Origin of the sequence: Nitrospira tepida, assembly GCF_947241125.1 — a bacterium.
GTDB lineage: Bacteria > Nitrospirota > Nitrospiria > Nitrospirales > Nitrospiraceae > Nitrospira_G > Nitrospira_G tepida.
This window is the reverse complement of sequence record NZ_OX365700.1, coordinates 874,899-891,184: the sequence shown is the minus strand read 5'-3', so window position 1 is coordinate 891,184 and position 16,286 is coordinate 874,899. Positions and strand designations below refer to the sequence as shown.

Annotated in this window: 13 protein-coding genes; 3 read left to right on the top strand and 10 right to left on the bottom strand. The window is 61.4% G+C overall.

Going from position 1 to position 16,286, the window contains the following annotated elements:
- Positions 1–40 precede the first annotated feature (40 nt).
- A complete protein-coding gene (locus QWI75_RS04235) occupies positions 41–2,572 on the bottom strand; it encodes an ATP-binding protein (protein WP_289267445.1) in 2,532 nt (843 codons plus the stop codon).
- Between the two features lie 164 nt (positions 2,573–2,736).
- Positions 2,737–4,740 carry a Gfo/Idh/MocA family oxidoreductase gene (locus QWI75_RS04230; RefSeq protein WP_289267444.1) on the bottom strand — a complete coding sequence of 668 codons (2,004 nt, stop codon included), beginning with the start codon at positions 4,738–4,740 and terminating at the stop codon, positions 2,737–2,739.
- A gap of 258 nt (positions 4,741–4,998) precedes the next feature.
- On the opposite strand from QWI75_RS04230, the gene QWI75_RS04225 reads away from it, so the two are divergent.
- Positions 4,999–5,955, top strand: coding sequence for a hypothetical protein (locus QWI75_RS04225; protein ID WP_289267443.1), 957 nt, complete (start codon positions 4,999–5,001; stop codon positions 5,953–5,955).
- Between the two features lie 34 nt (positions 5,956–5,989).
- Here the strand turns inward: QWI75_RS04225 and QWI75_RS04220 are convergent, their stop codons facing one another.
- The 8 genes from QWI75_RS04220 to QWI75_RS04190 all read right to left on the bottom strand — a co-directional run bounded on the left by QWI75_RS04220 (position 5,990) and on the right by QWI75_RS04190 (position 13,251).
- Positions 5,990–6,319, bottom strand: coding sequence for a DMT family protein (locus QWI75_RS04220; RefSeq protein WP_289267442.1), 330 nt, complete (start codon positions 6,317–6,319; stop codon positions 5,990–5,992).
- Between the two features lie 274 nt (positions 6,320–6,593).
- Positions 6,594–8,276: an ATP-dependent DNA helicase gene (locus QWI75_RS04215; protein ID WP_289267441.1), complete on the bottom strand. Its 1,683-nt coding sequence runs from the start codon at positions 8,274–8,276 to the stop codon at positions 6,594–6,596.
- A 290-nt stretch (positions 8,277–8,566) separates the two neighbouring features.
- Entirely contained in the window at positions 8,567–8,842 is a 276-nt protein-coding gene (locus QWI75_RS22655) for a helix-turn-helix domain-containing protein (protein WP_370693546.1), read from the bottom strand.
- Positions 8,835–9,005: a type II toxin-antitoxin system RelE/ParE family toxin gene (locus QWI75_RS04210; RefSeq protein WP_289267440.1), complete on the bottom strand. Its 171-nt coding sequence runs from the start codon at positions 9,003–9,005 to the stop codon at positions 8,835–8,837. Before QWI75_RS04210 ends, QWI75_RS22655 begins: the two co-directional genes overlap by 8 nt.
- Before the next feature lie 372 nt (positions 9,006–9,377).
- Positions 9,378–11,888, bottom strand: a complete 2,511-nt coding sequence (gene uvrA, locus QWI75_RS04205; protein ID WP_289267439.1) for an excinuclease ABC subunit UvrA — start codon at positions 11,886–11,888, stop codon at positions 9,378–9,380.
- A gap of 210 nt (positions 11,889–12,098) precedes the next feature.
- Positions 12,099–12,305 (bottom strand): hypothetical protein, encoded by a 207-nt coding sequence (locus tag QWI75_RS04200; RefSeq protein WP_289267438.1) that lies wholly within the window; start codon positions 12,303–12,305, stop codon positions 12,099–12,101.
- 305 nt (positions 12,306–12,610) lie between these two features.
- A complete protein-coding gene (locus QWI75_RS04195; RefSeq protein ID WP_289267437.1) occupies positions 12,611–13,006 on the bottom strand; it encodes a type II toxin-antitoxin system VapC family toxin in 396 nt (131 codons plus the stop codon).
- Positions 13,003–13,251 carry an AbrB/MazE/SpoVT family DNA-binding domain-containing protein gene (locus QWI75_RS04190; protein WP_289267436.1) on the bottom strand — a complete coding sequence of 83 codons (249 nt, stop codon included), beginning with the start codon at positions 13,249–13,251 and terminating at the stop codon, positions 13,003–13,005. Before QWI75_RS04190 ends, QWI75_RS04195 begins: the two co-directional genes overlap by 4 nt.
- A gap of 247 nt (positions 13,252–13,498) precedes the next feature.
- Here QWI75_RS04190 and mpqE point away from each other — a divergent pair, with 247 nt between their 5' ends.
- Both mpqE and QWI75_RS04180 read left to right on the top strand, forming a co-directional pair.
- Positions 13,499–14,323, top strand: a complete 825-nt coding sequence (gene mpqE / locus QWI75_RS04185; protein ID WP_289267435.1) for a methyl-plastoquinone biosynthesis methyltransferase MpqE — start codon at positions 13,499–13,501, stop codon at positions 14,321–14,323.
- 150 nt (positions 14,324–14,473) lie between these two features.
- Entirely contained in the window at positions 14,474–16,117 is a 1,644-nt protein-coding gene (locus QWI75_RS04180) for a B12-binding domain-containing radical SAM protein (RefSeq protein WP_289267434.1), read from the top strand.
- Positions 16,118–16,286 lie beyond the last annotated feature (169 nt).

The window sequence follows — 16,286 nt, the reverse complement described above, 5'->3', positions numbered from 1 at the left end:
AAGCGGCGATGATCGGCCAGCTCACCGCCGCAACACGCGGCTATTCCCAGGCAGGAGTCAGCGCCCCTTGCGCGTCCTGCCAGTCGGGCAGCCAGGCCAGCGCGACCAGTTTCACAGCAATGTTGGTCTTGGTGGGCCGGAGCGCCAGGGTCTCCAACGGCTCGGACTGAGGATCAAAAGCCGAGAGCTGGTCGGTCTCCGATTTGAACTGAGCTTCCAGGTCGGCCAGTTGCTGTTGCAGCGCCGCCACATTGTCCTGCGCCATCCCGACATCCTTCATGTCCTTCATCGTCCGGCCGGCCTTGCCGAGAGCCGTGGTCGCCTTGCCGATCGTGGTGGCGGAGATGCTCTTCCTGCCCATGAACGCGCCGAGGATTGTCGCACCGACCGACAGGGCCGTTTGAAGCCCGGTCTGCTTTGCCTGTTCCTTTTCTCGCTCCACGGCCTGTTCCGCGCGGCGGAGACGCTCTTGCAGCGCGGCAATCTTCGGCGCGTATTTCTGGCGGAGCTTGTCGGCGGCCGCATCCCGACGCTCATGCGCCACCTGCTGCAACCGGACCCGGAAGTCTCGCTCGGACTCACCGGGCTTGGAGAGCTCGGACAGCCTTGGACTCCGATAGAGATCGAGCTTGGCGGTCCGGAAGAGCCAGTTCGAATAGTCCCTTTTCCATTCGTCGTAACTCTTCGGCTGGCCTGCCGCTGTGGCGATCTCCTCGAACCGTGCCTCAGAGTTCGGCTCTCGTTCAAGGTCGTCCTGCACGATCGAGATCGCCTCACTCCGCTCCCAGTCCAGGGTTGCCGCAGCCCGGTCGGCTGGCATCACATGGGCTTCGTCATGGATGGCTTCCAGCCCCTTCTTGGCATCGGCAAACCGGATCTGCGAAAGACCGAGGACCATCGGGCGGTAGACGAGCTGACTGCCGCTCGGCCGAGTTCCGCGCATCGGGACGAAATATTGCGGAACGCCGGGAGGGAGAACGGGACGTGATGCCGTCATTCGTAATCCGTCATTCGTCATTCGTAACGAGTCGGATTCAGCCTTTCCACCCGGTTGACGCATGACGCTTGACGTTTGCCGCCTCACCGGGTCCATCAGCGATTTGATCTGGGTCCGCGTCAAGGGACCGCGCAGGTACGACAGGGCCCAGCGGGTCTCAAAGATCACCGGCTCGTCCTCGTGAACGTTGTTCATCAGAAAGATCCGATTGCCCAGCCCGGCCAATGTTTCCTCCATCCGTTTGCGATCGAACCGCTGTCCCGATCCTGCCGACGCCCCTTCAAGCCCTTCGAGCACCCGGGCCTTGTCCCGCTCCGTCTGGAGCCGCCCGATAAACCAAGTACCGGTGTTCGCCAGCCCCTTATAGTCCAGGTCCACGGGATTCTGCGTCGCCAGCACCACCCCAACGCCGAAGGCTCTCGCCTGCTTCAACAGGGTCAGCAACGGACCTTTTGACGGCGGATTGGCAACCGGCGGGAAGTAGCCGAAGATCTCGTCCATATAGATCAGGGCGCGCAGCGAGGTCGTGCCGGATTGGGCCCTGACCCAGCCGAGCGCTTGGTTCAGCAGGAGCGAGACGAAGAACATCCGTTCGGCCTCGCTCAAATGCGCGATCGACATGATCGCCATTCTCGGCTTTCCCTCCGGCGTATAGAGCAGCGACGACAGCTCCAGCGCCTCCCCTTCCATCCAGGATGCAAACCCCGGCGCCGCCAACAGATTATTCAGTTGCATCGCCAGGGCGAACCGGTCCTTCGCGGGATAGAACGATTCCAGATCCATCACTCCCACCTTGGAAACCGGCGGCGCCTGGATCTGGTGGATCAAGGCCGCGAGGTCCAGGTCCTGCCCCTTTCGCCAGGCAACATCGAGAATGGTGGACAGCAGAATATGCTCGCGGCTCTTAATGGGGTCGGCCTCGATGCCCAGCAAGCCCAGCAGGCTCGTGGCTGTGGTGTTGATGCGTTCCCGCAGCAATTCCGCTTCGCCGCGAATCCCCTCCTCCGGAGCCGCGAAGGACTTGAGGATGGACACCGGCAGGCCCGCGTGGCTTCCCGGCGTGTAGATCGCAAAATCGGCCGACGCCCGTAACCGGGCGATCCGCTCCCCATCCTGTCCCCACTTCGCCAACCCGTTCTTCCAAGTCTCCGCCTGTTTCGCGGCATAGTCGGCTGGCGAGAGTCCCTTCTTGCGGGCCTCGTCCTCGTTGATCCAGGGCTCGAAGTCCTGCGCACGCAATTCGGGAAACGTGAGGAGGAGGTTGCCGAGATCGCCCTTGGGATCGATGATGAGGGCCGGGATGCCGTCGATCGCCGCCTCTTCAAGCAAGGCCAGGCAGAGGCCGGTCTTGCCGCTTCCGGTCATGCCGACGCAGACGGCATGGGTCACCAGATCCTTGGAATCATAGAGGAGCCAGCCTGGCAACGGAGTCTTGGTGGCGAGATCGAAGGGCCTGCCCAAATAAAACAGGCCGAGCTTCTCAAAATCCTGCGCGGTCGGCGCGGACGACGGGGATGCTTCCTTGGAACCGGGCGCGCTGGTTTTTGTCGTCTCGCTCTTCTTGATCTTGGACATGGGGGCCTCCGTCATGAGGGAATAGGTCGGCTGGGCGCATCATTTTATGGGGGCCTCTCCCGACGATCAAGCAGGCGCCATTGGCCCATGGACGACACCGTCGCGCTCTCCTCCACGGTGAAGAGGGCAAGGGAGAAGGGAAATGCGATGGTTTCGCGGACGATCTATTGAGGAGGAATATGGGGCGCGAGCTTGGCAATGAGCGAGGTGTCGTACGGCAGCACGCTGAAGACCTTGGCGATGTTGATGGGAGGCTTGCCGGGCCGGAGCAGTTTTTGCGCGAGCATGGCCGTCCAGGAGAGCGGGATCAGCACGAATCTCGGCAGCCAGATCACGGTGAGGTCGGGATTGGCCTTGCGAAGGTGATCCAGCAGCTCCCGCTTGGTCGGCGAGACGGGATCGAGCAGGTTCAACGGACTCGGCACGTCATCCCAATGATCCACCGTCCAGGCCAGGAAGCGTCCCGAGAAGCCGACATCCACGACGCCGAGCCTGTCGCTCGGCGAGCCGACGGCCACGAAGATATTGCCCAGCCGCTTCCCGAGACGGCCCGGCGGGTCGAAATCACGATAGTCCACCAACGCGCCCGGCCTGACAACCTTCACTGACAAGCCGAGTTCGTTCCCCACCAGCACGGCCAGCCGCTCTGATTCCAGCTTGCCCCAGACATAGGGACCGGAGCCCTTGCTGTCCGGCTCCAAGGGATGGTTGTCGCCGATCGGGTCGCCGGTTCCCTGGGCCAGCACCGCCAGGCTGCTAATATGGATGAACCGCGTGATACCGGCCGCCGCCGCGCCGCGGACCATCTGCTCGGTTGCGTTCAGCGAGTTGCGCCGGTGCTCGTCCCAGCCGCCCGCGGTTTCGGCCGCGGCATGGATGACCGTGTCTGCTCCTTTGAACAAATGGACCGCCGCTCCGGTCGCGACATCGGCCACGACATATTCGGCTCCGGCGATGCGTTCCCACGGCGAAGGCTCCCGCCGCGCCACCACACGGACCGGACGGTTTCGCGCCAGCAACGAGCGCACGATTTCTTTTCCCAGAAATCCGGTTCCCCCGGTCACGATCACGCCGCGGCTCTCGACCGGTCTCGGCGCAGCCGCCGCCAGCGCCTTGGCTTCCCGCTCGCGAAGCGCCTGCGCCACCTTTTCGCAGATCCGCACGGTCTCCAACAGGCTCTCGGGAGAGAGGGGGGACGGGGCTCCGCTGCGGATGGACTCATAGAACGCCGAAAACAGCTCCGCCAAGCCCGGATAACTCTGCTGGCGCTTGAGGAAGCGGCGCGCCATCGCGGCGGTCGTGCCGGTCAGGAGTTGCCAGGCCTGCCGATAGGGAGCGAAGAGTTTATCGATCCCCGACGAGCCGGGGCCGATGGCCCGCTGCACCGTGCTCCGCACGTAGTCGGCGAACAGCGATCCGTTCCGGCCGACCGCCCGGAGATAACTCTCGACGGGCCGCCCTTCCAACGTCACGACCAGCGTGCCCGTCACCCCGCCCCGGCGCACCAGCGCGTGAACCGTGCCCGCCTGGCTCAGCTCCAACGAGACCAGCTCGATGGTCCCGTTGCCCGCCTGTTCAAGGACCAGCAACAACAGATAGACCGGATGCGGCAGGATATCGAGCAACTGATGGTCTGCGCGGAGCACGGTGCGGCCGCCCGGCGCATGCCGGACCGTTCGAAACGAGAAATAGCTCTCCACGTGCGCGACCTGCCCGATCGATGGCAGGTAGCGGGCCAAGACTCTGGTCGGCGGTTCATAGAGCAACTGGTGGCCGGCGCAGACCAACAGGCCCTTGGCGCGCGCCTCGTCCAGAATTCGCTGCGCATCTTCGACTCGCTCCGTAAAGGGCTTCTCCACATAGATATGGCATCCGGCCTCAAGCGCGGCCTGCGCCAGCGGCGCATGGGATGCCGGCGGCGTGATGATATGGACGACGTCGGGACGTGCGGCGGCCAGCAGCTCGTCGGGCGTCTTGAAGGAGGCGACCGCCGCCACGATCCCGCGCATGGCCGTTTGGGCAGCCTCCGACGGATCGGCCACGGCCACCAGTTCGGCTCCGGGACAGCGCAGGATCGCGCGCGCATGGTGCTGGGCATGGCGTCCGGCGCCAAACAGCGCAATCCGAAGCGGGCGGATTCCTGAAGTGGTCCGGCTCGAAGCTGTCACAAAGCCTGTCTAGTAGGAGGTTTGGTCACAGGGATACCGCATCATCGGGGAGCCGCGGCAAGCTTGCCTCGATGTCGTGGCCGCGGCTTTCGGCAGGTTGCAACTATACCATGGATCAACCATGGTCTTCAGGAGCCACTGTGAACTCTAACTCGGAACCCGATCACGATCGAGGAATTTCCGGAACACCACAAGACCAAAGGTCCTCTTGTCCGTCAACAGGGCCTCAGGTATGACCGTCCGTACCAGAGCAACCCAGTGTCTCTCACTCCCCCATACTCATGGCTGGCGCTCCTGGTGATCCTGCTGGTCCTTCCACCGGCCGGTTTCGCCGAGACACCGGCCCCCAGTCTGCACTGGGGCGCCCTGTCGTTTCCGGACCGCGATCGGGCGCTGGACCTTGGACTTACCGTCAATCGCTTCACGGAATTCAACCGCTATGGGAACCGTTACAACGGGATTCAAGAAACAGCCGGCTTCAATTTTGCCAGTCTCACCTGGACGGAACGCTGGTCCAGACTGCCCGGATGGACCACCAATCTGACCATCGGCGCAGGGCCGACGGACGACAAATTCACCCGGTTCCTTCAGAACGACGTCATTCATAAGGTGTTGGGCCTCGATCCTGTGCCGGTGAGCGCCGTGCGGGAAAAAATCGATTTCATGATTAACGGCTCCGTGACCAGATGGTTCACACTCTTCGGATCGGCCGATCGGGGGTTCATCGGCGCCGGGGCGGCAACGGGGACGCTCTATCATGAACCCTACATCAATGTCGGCATCCGGCGCCTCCCCCTCTCCGATGTCGCCAAGAGTCTGGGCGGCTCATCGCGAGGCCTGGAAGACTTCTCACATTTCGCCCGCTTTTCCTTCATGGGCCGGTATGGCCGGATCTTCCGCAGCAGCGCCTACGACCAATTGGCCCGTCAGAGCTACTTCGGGCAAGCCTCCATCAGCATCGCCGACTATCGCAATGAGCAGGCAGCGCCGCCTCGCTGGGAACTGGAGATCGGCCTGGCCATCGATTCGGGTCTCTTTGTGGACCCCTCGGGCAACGGAATTGAAGGGCGTTTCATTGCGGTTGCGATCCGAATTCCCTATCTCAAGTGGGAAACCTGGAATGATATCGGCGGGGGCGACTTCGGACCGACCTTCGGGGCTCGGCTGATGATCGACCTCTTGCAGGTCTACGACCGCTTCAAGAAACGGACCTGAACAGTTCTTCTAGAGCTGCAGCAGCCGTTTGGGCTCACCATTCCTTGAAGATAAAGAACACCGCCCCGATCATCAACGCGAACCCGACGATGTAGTTCCACTTCAGCGCTTCCTTCAGGTAGACGACAGAGAAAACGGAGAACACAACCAGGGTGATGACCTCCTGGATGGTTTTCAATTGCGCGGCGGTGAATTGGGCATGTCCGATGCGATTCGCGGGGACTTGAAAACAATATTCGACGAAGGCGATGCCCCAACTGACGAAGATGACGGTGAAGAGCGGATATTCCTTGAACTTCAGATGTCCGTACCAGGCCATCGTCATGAACACATTCGAAATCGTCAGCAGGGCGACAGTTTGCATACAACAGACTCCTTTCCCTTAGAGAATGGGGCGGAGATATTGTCTCCTGGAATTGCCGGACAGAACAGTGAATGAGGAAATCGTTGAACCGCGCCTCGGGGCGGAGCCGAATGCGCCCACGCGTCGCCACCCTTTACCCTACCTTCTTCCCCATACGCGAGACTGGGGGGAGGAACGGCGCCATAGGCTCGTATGAAGGACGTGAGTTCCGACTTACCCGGCGTAGTGAGTCATTTTGCTCGACAACGTGAGTCTGTCATGCCCCTGCATCCTCCTACTCTTGCGGACCGTCGCCCGCGGGGCGCGCGATGTCTCCATCTTCCACCAGTCCCAATTTGGCCAGCCGCGACCGGATCGCCCCTCTCGTTCGGTTGAACGATTTCGCGAGGTCTGCGACGGGCGTACCCTTCGCAAAGAGGTCCCTCAATCGGTTCTCCTGCGCCTGATCCCATGGCAAGTACGCATGAGGGTGACGTGCTCTGATGGTGTCGAAACCCGATGGAGGAGCAGTCTTCCGTTCACCCCTCGTGTCGCTGCGCTCGCGGACCACTTGCGGAGCGCGAGACGCGATCGGCGCGCTCGCGCCCCCTTCCGATTGGATCGTCCCCCCGCATAGGCGAAGGAATCGCTCGTGCTTGGCCGTGATCTCCTCTCCGGTCATCCCGCTGAATCTGCGCGCAGCCTGCTCCGACTGCGTGCGGAACTCCGTATCTTTGGCCGAGACATCCGGGTGCACCTGAAATGCGCGTTCCGTCCAGCCGAGGAGATGCAGGCCCGACAGCCGCCTGACGCGCGAGAGCGCGACATAGCCCTGGCCGTACTCAAACACGTTGCGCAAATCCACGACCGCTTCGTCCAAGCTCATGCCCTGGCTTTTATGCACAGTAATCGCCCAGGCCAGCCTCAGCGGCACCTGCGTAATGCGCGCGCGGACGGTTCCGTTCTCCTCCACGGCCCAGTCCATCGGCTCGACTTCAATCCTCCTTCCGCTTCGCGTTCTGACGATCGGGTGGCCGTACTGGCGATCGAATCCCTCCACCGCGCCCAGCGTCCCGTTCACGAACCCCTCTTGGAGATTGTTCTTCGTGAACATCACCGCCGCCCCGACTTTCAGACGCAGCGTCTCGGGCGACAGACATCCCTTCTGCAGGGCAGAGACAAGCGCGTCCGGGCCTTCCGACGTCATGGGATAGACGCGCGGCTTGCCGGGCAACTGAGCGAGAATGCCGTCATTTACCCGGTCTACATCGACATTGTGCGAAAAGAGCTTCGGCGTATCCTTCGGCGCATCCGGATGCTGGACGGTTCTGCTTGTCAGCCGGCGCACATGGTCGGGGCCGACCGCATTGCGCCGGATCGCCGAGAGTAAGGCCAGAAACTCGCCGTCGTCCTGCCGGTGCTGCTCGGTGATATAGCAGATTGTCAGGTCGGCCCCTTTCCACGCAGGAGCGTCATAGGCGAACCGGGCCGATGACTCGTCCGTGAACAGAACCGGCGTGCCCTGTCCCGCTTCCGTTTTGACGACCGGCGGCAATTGGAAAAAGTCGCCGACCAGGACGGCTTGCATCCCGCCGAACGGCTCCGACCGCTCTTTCATTTCGCGACACACGGCATCGACCATCGAAAGGGTCTCGGCAGCCAACATGGAGACTTCGTCGATGATCAGCACCTGAGCGCGACCGATGCGCTTGGCAATCGGCTTATTGGACGCGATGGCCTGAAGATCGGATCGGCCCAATGTCGTCTTAATGCCGATGCCGCTCCACGAGTGAATCGTCATCCCGCCGATGTGCGTCGCGGCGATGCCCGTTGACGCCGTGATGGCCGGCTCGATCCCTCGCGCGCGCAAGTAGGCGACATACTCGTTGACCGTGTGCGTCTTGCCGGACCCTGGCTCGCCGGTCACGAACACGTTGGCACTTGTCTTCAAGATGGCAAGCGCCTCGGATTGGGTCATCGAAGGCTGGTCCAAGTTGGACTAAGCGCTTTCATCGGTTCCTCACATCGTGCCGAGTGAGCAAAATGGGGGAATCGGGTCCATGCCGTGTCGATCGCTTTCTCAAGCTTCACTTCCCCCATCACTTCCCCCGTTTGGCCTAACCAGTCAGCATACTGACCGACATAGCATGCCCCTCCGGATCATGCACCGCGGCCGGGTTCTTACGCCTGCCCAGTCGCTTGTCAACGCGACTCGCAGCACCGCATAGGGCGCTCAAAGTTCCACTATCGCTGCGGTCGTACGGTCCATCACACCGCTTCCAAGAGGGCACGAGGGTTCTTGTGTGCGATGGCGAGGAGCATTCGAGCGGGACCTGATGGGACACGCCGTTCCTGTTCCCACTCCTGTAACGTCCGTACGGAAACCCCGAGCAGCCTCGCAAACTCGGCTTGTGAGAGACCCACCCGCGTCCGAGTCTCGGCGACGGGTGGACAATTGATGATACGTCCCACTTTCCCTCGCTTGAGCTGACGGATTCCTTCAAGAATTTCGGCTCCAATGTCTCGGGAACGTCTCTTACTCATCCTCGATCTCCTTTCGAATCTTGCGGAGGATATGACTCGGAATCGATTCGGCCACGTTCTTGGGATACAGCGTCAGCATCCAAATCACACCTTGATGGCGACGGAGATAGTAGATCACGCGCAATCCGCCTCGTTTCCCGCGGCCGGGCAGTGCCCACCGCAACTTCCGAACTCCGCCTGATCCCGGGATGATCTCTCCTGCCTCTGGATCATCGTGCAGCGTCTCTTGTAGCTTCCCATATTCTTCATCCGATAAGTACGTCGTGACGAGTCAGGTGAAGAGCGGAGTTTCGACGAAGGTGAGCACGGCGCATTATACGTCAGAGACGTATACTTGTCTAGCAAGGAAAAACGGCTGCATAGGTTGCCGACTGGAACGGAGCAGATGGGGGATTGACGAGATGGACGCTGAGGAGACGCGCCTGTTCCCAAGCAAGCACCGCCCGCTTTGACCGAACATTCAATCGGTCTTGCGCGCGCGGTGCGCGAGCACAAGGGGAGGCCGATCACCGGCTCCACTACCATTCTGCGTTCTTCAGCCTAGCCCAGCTTCCCTCAACACCTGCCCCGTATAGGACCGCTTGGATTTGGCGATGTCGCGCGGGGTGCCTTCCGCCACGATCTCGCCGCCGCGATCGCCCCCTTCGGGGCCGAGGTCGATGATCCAGTCGGCGTTCCGGATGATGTCCAGGTTGTGCTCGATCACGAGAACCGTGTTGCCGGCTTCCACGAGACGGTTCAATACATCCAGCAGCCGCTGCGTATCGGCGAAGTGCAGGCCGGTCGTCGGCTCGTCCAGGATGTAGAGCGTCCGGCCGGTGGCGCGCTTCGACAGTTCCCGGGAGAGCTTGACCCGCTGGGCTTCACCGCCCGATAGCGTGGTCGCAGATTGGCCCAACTTGATGTAGTGCAGCCCGACGTCATGGAGGGTCTGGAGCTTGGCCTTGATGAAGGGCACGGCGTCGAAGAAGGCCAGGGCCTCGTCCACGGTCATGTTCAGCACGTCCGCGATGCTGCGTCCTTTATAGAGCACGTCCAGCGTTTCCCGGTTATATCGTTGCCCCTTGCAGACTTCGCAGGTGACATAGATGTCGGGAAGGAAATGCATCTCGATCTTGATGAGGCCGTCCCCCTCGCAGGCCTCGCAGCGCCCGCCCTTCACGTTGAAACTGTAGCGGCCCGGCTTGTAGCCGCGCACGCGCGATTCCGGCAATTGCGCGAACAGGTCGCGGATGAAGGTGAAGAGTCCCGTGTAGGTGGCGGGGTTCGACCGAGGCGTCCGGCCGATCGGGGACTGATCGATGTCGATGACCTTGTCCAGCGCGTCCGCTCCCTGGATCTCTTTGCATCCGTCGATCTTCGGGTGCTTCTGATAGAGCAACTGCGACAGGGAATGAAACAATACTTCGAGCACGAGCGTGCTCTTGCCAGAGCCGGACACGCCCGTAACGCAGGTCAACAATCCCAATGGGATGTTCGCCGTGATGCCCTTGAGGTTGTGTTTCTTGGCTCCGACAATCGAAAGGACGCGCTTGGCTCGCCGCTCGCGGTGCGGCAACGTGACGCTCAGCGCCCCCTTGAGATATCGGCCGGTCAGAGAGTCGGGATGTTCCATGATCTCGGCCGGCGTTCCCTGCGCGATCAATTCGCCGCCGTGGGCGCCGGCCCCAGGCCCCAGGTCCAGAATGTGATCGGCCGCCAACATCGTCTCTGCGTCATGCTCCACCACGACCACCGTGTTGCCGAGATCCCGCAGCCGGAGCAGCGTCTGGAGCAGGCGCCGATTGTCGCGCTGATGGAGTCCGATGGAGGGTTCATCCAGGATGTACAGCACGCCCACGAGGCCGGAGCCGATCTGGGTAGCAAGCCTGATGCGCTGGCCTTCCCCGCCGGAGAGGGTCGCGGCGGCCCGGTCGAGCGTGAGGTAATCGAGCCCGACATTCACGAGGAATCCGAGCCGCTCGCGGACTTCCTTAAGGATGCGTTGCGCGATGAATTGCTCGCGCTCAGTCAAGCTGAGCTGGTTGAAGAACTCCGCCGCAGCCCGCACGGACAGGCGCGTGACCTCTGCAATGGACCGCTTGCCCACTTTAATCGCCAGACTCTCCGGCCTGAGCCTGGCTCCCTGGCAGGTCTGGCACAATTCAAGGGTCGTGAAGTCCTGCTCTTCCGGACAGCCGGGGGCGACCGCATAGCCGATCCCGTCGCAGGCAGGGCAGGCGCCGTGCGGACTGTTGAAGGAAAAGACGCGCGGCGTGATCTCCGGATAGCTGACCCCGCAGCGGATGCAGGCCAAGGTATCGCTGTAGAGGGTGACCTGGTCCTGCTGGTCGAGCACCCCGATCAATCCGTGCGCCAGCTTCAGCGCGGTCTCGACGGAGTCGGCCATCCGCCGGGCCATCGCCTGATCATGCTTGATGACGAGCCGATCGACGACGACTTCGATCGTGTGCTTCTTCTGCTTGTCGAGCGTGATCTCGTCGCCGAGATCCACGACTTTGCCGTCGATCCGCGCGCGGACATACCCGGCCCGCCGCATGTCGAGCAGTTCCTTGCGATACTCGCCCTTCCGCCCCCTGACGATGGGGGCCAGGATCTGGACCTTGGCCCCTTCGGGAAGCGATTGAATCGCATCCACCATCTGCTGGACCGTTTGGGCGGCGATTTCCTGGCCGCATTGATAACAATAGGGATGGCCGACCCGGGCGAACAGCAAGCGGAGGTAGTCGTAGATTTCCGTGACCGTCCCGACCGTGCTGCGGGGATTGTGGCTGGTGCTCTTCTGCTCGATGGAGATGGCGGGCGAGAGCCCTTCGATCGAATCCACGTCCGGCTTGCCCATCTGTTCCAGAAACTGCCGGGCATAGGCGGACAGGGACTCGACATACCGGCGCTGCCCCTCCGCGTAGATCGTATCGAAGGCCAACGAGGACTTGCCCGAGCCGCTCAAGCCCGTGATGACGACGAGCTTGTCCCGCGGAATCTCCACGTCGAGATTCTTGAGATTGTGTTCCCGCGCGCCCTTGATGATGATCGAGCCGGACATAAGCGGTCGATTATACCATGCTGCTTCAGCCAGAAATCGATAGGTGGTACCGTTGTGTGACTTCACACAAGAAGATGCGAGTGACCCAGCGGGTGAGTAGACGAGTCAGCAGGGAGTTATTGAGCCGGGGCCTTTAGTGAGCCGGAATGCGTCTCGCTCGTGTCGTCATACCCGGGCAGGCAGACGAGAAACCGTGCTCCTTTTCCAAGTTCACTCTCGCACCAGATCTCTCCATGCATGAATGTCGCCAGCTCCTTGGCCACGGGCCACGGCCAATCCATAGCCGGATGAGGGTTCCCCTCCGGTCGGAACGCGGCTCAGCTTGACTCCCCGCTGGAACAGCTTCAACTGGACCTCGCGGCTCAACCCCTGGCCCTGGTACTGCACCACGCCATCAGTCCAGCCCGCATTATTCATGACGATTCGTCGCGAAATCGCGCAGTCGCCAAGCGAGACGGGCAAGCACAGCCGCGAAGGACCAAGGCGTACTTGAAACAGTACGTCGAGGGACTGAGCGGCGAGCACGCCCGCCATACCAAGCTTCGCTTGAACCGCCGCGTTCAATCATGTCGCGGCGGAGAGGTACTTTGCCTTCGACTTTGCATGTTGGCTCTGTCGCAGCGGCGAATCCGCGATTGCAGCAGAAGCGTTCATGAATAATGCGGGCTAGGCAAAGCCATTCTTGAATGCACGGCAATCTACTTTGGACAGACGAAGGGTGCTTATAACGGCGAGAAAGTCGATAACGCCGAGGTGGCGCGGTCGAGCGTGAGCGTGGTCGTGCAGCCGGCCTTCCGGTTTTTGGCTCCGATCAGGCAATCGGCATAGTCGGCCCTGCTGGATTTGAAATCGTTCAGCGCTTGCCAGGCCGTCGGTTTGTCTTCGATTTCAAACTGCTTCCCTTGGAGAATCTTCTCCACCACCTCCCCCAATGTCGCACGGGGAAATCCATACGCACGGTCGAGCACCCATACAACCTCGCACAAGACGACGTGATTGATGAAGACGCCGCTCTCTCCGGCCAGCGCCTTCTCAATGACCGCGCTGGCCTTTTTGGATTGGGCTGGATCATCCTGCGTCAGGTACCGGACCAAGAGGTTCGTATCGATGCCGATCATGCACGCTTCCTCGCAGCCCCCTCCGCGATCGCCCGGTCCATCTCTTCAAGCGAGACCGGTTTGACTCGCTTTCGTTTGAGCATTCCCTTTAACTGGCGGACATCCAGCGTAGCCGGACGCACCACCACCCGCCCTTCTGCATCGATTAAAAAATCGAGCTTGTCTCCGGGGCTGACGTGAAGATGATCTCGGACCTCCTTGGGGATGGTTGTCTGCCCTTTGCTGGTCAGCGTTGCGGTCGCCATAGAGCGTCCTTTCGTTTTTATAGATTCCTTACCTTATCGCAATGATTATTCACGGTCAAGCAACTCTGCCGCCCCCCGCTCTCAATCGGTTAGCTTGTTCTGGTCATGACCTTGGCGCCCCCTGCCTGTCGCCAGGTCAAAGGCCACGAGCGGAAACCGACATCCGCCCGTTGGCCATCTCCCCTCATGCCTGAAGAGGGACCATCCGGCTTGACAGGCCCTCAAACCGGGTGCTACCACGCTTCCTATGCTGAAAGTTGAAGAGCAGCCCGCTTCTGCGCAAGAGACGTCTTCGCCTCCGGCACAGACCGTCTCCCGCTGGTCGGGATCGGCTCGCGAGCAGGCCGTGCAGCGGATGTTCACGGCCATCGCGCGCTGGTACGACCTGAACAACACGGTCCTCAGCTTCGGGCTTCATCATCGCTGGAAGCGGCAAGTGCTGGACGTGATAATACCGCCAGGCGGCAGCGCCTGCGGCGTCCGTAGCGGCGAGGTCTTGGCGGAGCCGCGTTATATATTGGATATCGGCGCCGGCACGGCCGATCTCGCGCTGCTGATTGAATCGCGCTTGCAGCCGGGCGGCCACGTCATCGCCGCCGATCTGAACCATGCGATGCTGGTAGAAGGCCGGAAAAAGGTCGCCCGACAAGGTCGCCGGCACCGGATCACCTGCATGGAGGTGAACGCCGAACATCTCAGCTTTCCGGACGGAAGTTTCGACGCGGTGACGACCGGTTTCTGCATGAGGAACGTCGGCGACCTTCAACGAGCCTTGCAGGAAATCCAGCGGGTGCTCAAGCCAGGCGGCCGGTTCGTCTGTCTGGAGTTTTCCCATCCCAATCGAGCTTGGCTGCGCAGCCTCTACGATTGGTATTCGTTCACCCTGCTCCCCAAGGTCGGCACGATGGTGGCGCACGACACCACCGGCGTCTACGAGTATTTGCCGGCCTCGATCCGGACCTTTCCCGATCAGGAGACCCTGTGCGAGCGATTGCGGCAGGCCGGATTCGGCGAGGTGACCTATCGGAACCTGACCGGCGGCATCGTGGCGATCCACATCGGGACGAAATAACGTCAATGGTCATTCGTCATGCGTCATTTGTCAAACGTAGGAAGGACACGCAAGGCCTCACCGGACAAGGTCTACACGATTGACCCTTGACGATTGACGCATGACGATTCTCTTTTTTTGCGATTGACCAATGACGATTGACGCTCTGTTATGAAGTCCATCCTCTACGTCTTTCTGCCCTGCAAGCAGGTGTACCCGATCGGGATCACCTACCTGGCCGACTTCGTCCATCGCCGCCGCCCCGACGTCCGCCAGCAAATTCTCGACCTGTCGCTCTACCCGCAGGCACAACGCCCGGCCGTCTTGCGCGACGCGGTCTCCGCCTTTTCGCCTGACCTGGTCGCCTTCTCCTGGCGCGACATCCAGATCTTTTCGCCCCATGAAGGCGACGCCTCGCTGGAACATGCGTTCAACTTCTATTTTGCAAGCAACCCGCTCAAGCGGGTGGCCGCCTCCTTCCAAGGGCTGAAGCAGCTCTACCGGTACTATTCGGACATCCGAGCCAACCTGTCCTATCCCTGGCTGATCTATAAGGAGTTCCCCAAGGCCAAGATCATGATCGGCGGCGGGGCCTTCACGGCCTTCGCGGATCAATTGATCGAGAAATTGCCCGAAGGCGTGCTCGGGATTCTCGGCGAAGGGGAAGACGCCTTGATCAAGGTTATCGACGGGCAGCCGCTCGACGGGGAACGGTACATCCTCCGCGAGGGAAAGCGGATCAGGAAAGGCGAGCAACGGTCCACGGTGCTGCTCGACAGCCAGACCGTCGATCTGCCCTACCTGACCTCGATCTTTCCACAGTACCGCGCCTATCTTGATGAATCGATCGGGGTCCAGAGCAAGCGGGGCTGCCCCTACGACTGCGCCTTCTGCCTCTATCCATATATAGAAGGCAAGCGGGTCCGGTACCGGCCGGCTGCCATGGTCGTCCAGGACATCGCCCAGCATTACCACCAGTGGGGCGCCCGGCGGTTCTGGTTCACCGACGCCCAGTTCATCACCGGCAAGGAAGCCTATCCCCAGTGCACGGAGATCCTGGAACGGATCTTGGCGGAAAAACTGGAAATCCAATGGTCCGGCTACATCCGGACCTCGCTGATCACGCCGGAGTTAGCCAAGCTGATGGTCCGCTCCGGCGTAGGAGATCTGGAAGTCGCGATCACCTCCGGCTCCCAGGAGGTCCTCAACAACCTCCATATGGGCTTCAAGCTCGAACGGCTCTACGACGGCTGCCGGTACCTGGCAGAGGCCGGCTTTAAGGGCAAGGTGATCCTGAACTATTCGCTGAACTCGCCGAAGGAGACGGAGGAGACGCTGCTCCAGAGCGTGGAGGCCTATAAGAAGGTGGCGTCGATCTTGGGAGAAGACCGGGTCTTTCCGCTGATGTTCTTCCTCGGCATCCAGCCGAACACGGACCTGGAGCATCGCCTGCTGGAGGAGGGTTATCTCTCGGCCGGCTACAACCCGCTGATGCTGACCCCGACCAGCATCAGGAAGCTGCTCTACAACCCTGCGCCGCTCAACAAGATTATCGCCAAGGCCTGTCTCGCCGCCTGGGAAAAGAAACATGGGAGCCGCGATCCCCGCCCCTGGACCGGCTCATTGTCGCAGACACAGGCGCCCGACGGCGCCGCCTCGCAAAAGACCTATGCGGACGGCAGCTTGATCCGCGGGGTCGAGGGGAACTCCGGGCGGGAAGCCCTGCTCACGCTCGAAGAAATCCTGCGCAGCCGCAAGGCCTCCGGGTCCTCCTCTGCCACTCAGACGAGACCGGCGGCGACCTCGGCACCGTGAACCCGGTCGACGGAAGGTCCCATCGCCGTTTCCATCTCTCCCTATCCCCTTGGCTTGCAATCCATTTTCGGCCGGTGTTATCATCCGTTTTCTTTCGGTAGGCTGACCCTCGTCTAATCGCTTGGAATTCAACGCGATTCTTTCTCGTGGGCAGGGTGTGATGCGACGC

What these genes read in the sequence shown, in the direction of transcription:
- QWI75_RS04235 (WP_289267445.1), bottom strand. Translation starts at nt 2,572, where the DNA reads ATGTCCAAGATCAAGAAGAGCGAGACGACAAAAACCAGCGCGCCCGGT.
- QWI75_RS04220 (WP_289267442.1), bottom strand. Translation starts at nt 6,319, where the DNA reads ATGCAAACTGTCGCCCTGCTGACGATTTCGAATGTGTTCATGACGATG.
- QWI75_RS04215 (WP_289267441.1), bottom strand. Translation starts at nt 8,276, where the DNA reads ATGACCCAATCCGAGGCGCTTGCCATCTTGAAGACAAGTGCCAACGTG.
- QWI75_RS22655 (WP_370693546.1), bottom strand. Translation starts at nt 8,842, where the DNA reads ATGAGTAAGAGACGTTCCCGAGACATTGGAGCCGAAATTCTTGAAGGA.
- uvrA (WP_289267439.1), bottom strand. Translation starts at nt 11,888, where the DNA reads ATGTCCGGCTCGATCATCATCAAGGGCGCGCGGGAACACAATCTCAAG.
- QWI75_RS04200 (WP_289267438.1), bottom strand. Translation starts at nt 12,305, where the DNA reads ATGAATAATGCGGGCTGGACTGATGGCGTGGTGCAGTACCAGGGCCAG.
- QWI75_RS04195 (WP_289267437.1), bottom strand. Translation starts at nt 13,006, where the DNA reads ATGATCGGCATCGATACGAACCTCTTGGTCCGGTACCTGACGCAGGAT.
- QWI75_RS04190 (WP_289267436.1), bottom strand. Translation starts at nt 13,251, where the DNA reads ATGGCGACCGCAACGCTGACCAGCAAAGGGCAGACAACCATCCCCAAG.
- mpqE (WP_289267435.1), top strand. Translation starts at nt 13,499, where the DNA reads ATGCTGAAAGTTGAAGAGCAGCCCGCTTCTGCGCAAGAGACGTCTTCG.
- QWI75_RS04180 (WP_289267434.1), top strand. Translation starts at nt 14,474, where the DNA reads ATGAAGTCCATCCTCTACGTCTTTCTGCCCTGCAAGCAGGTGTACCCG.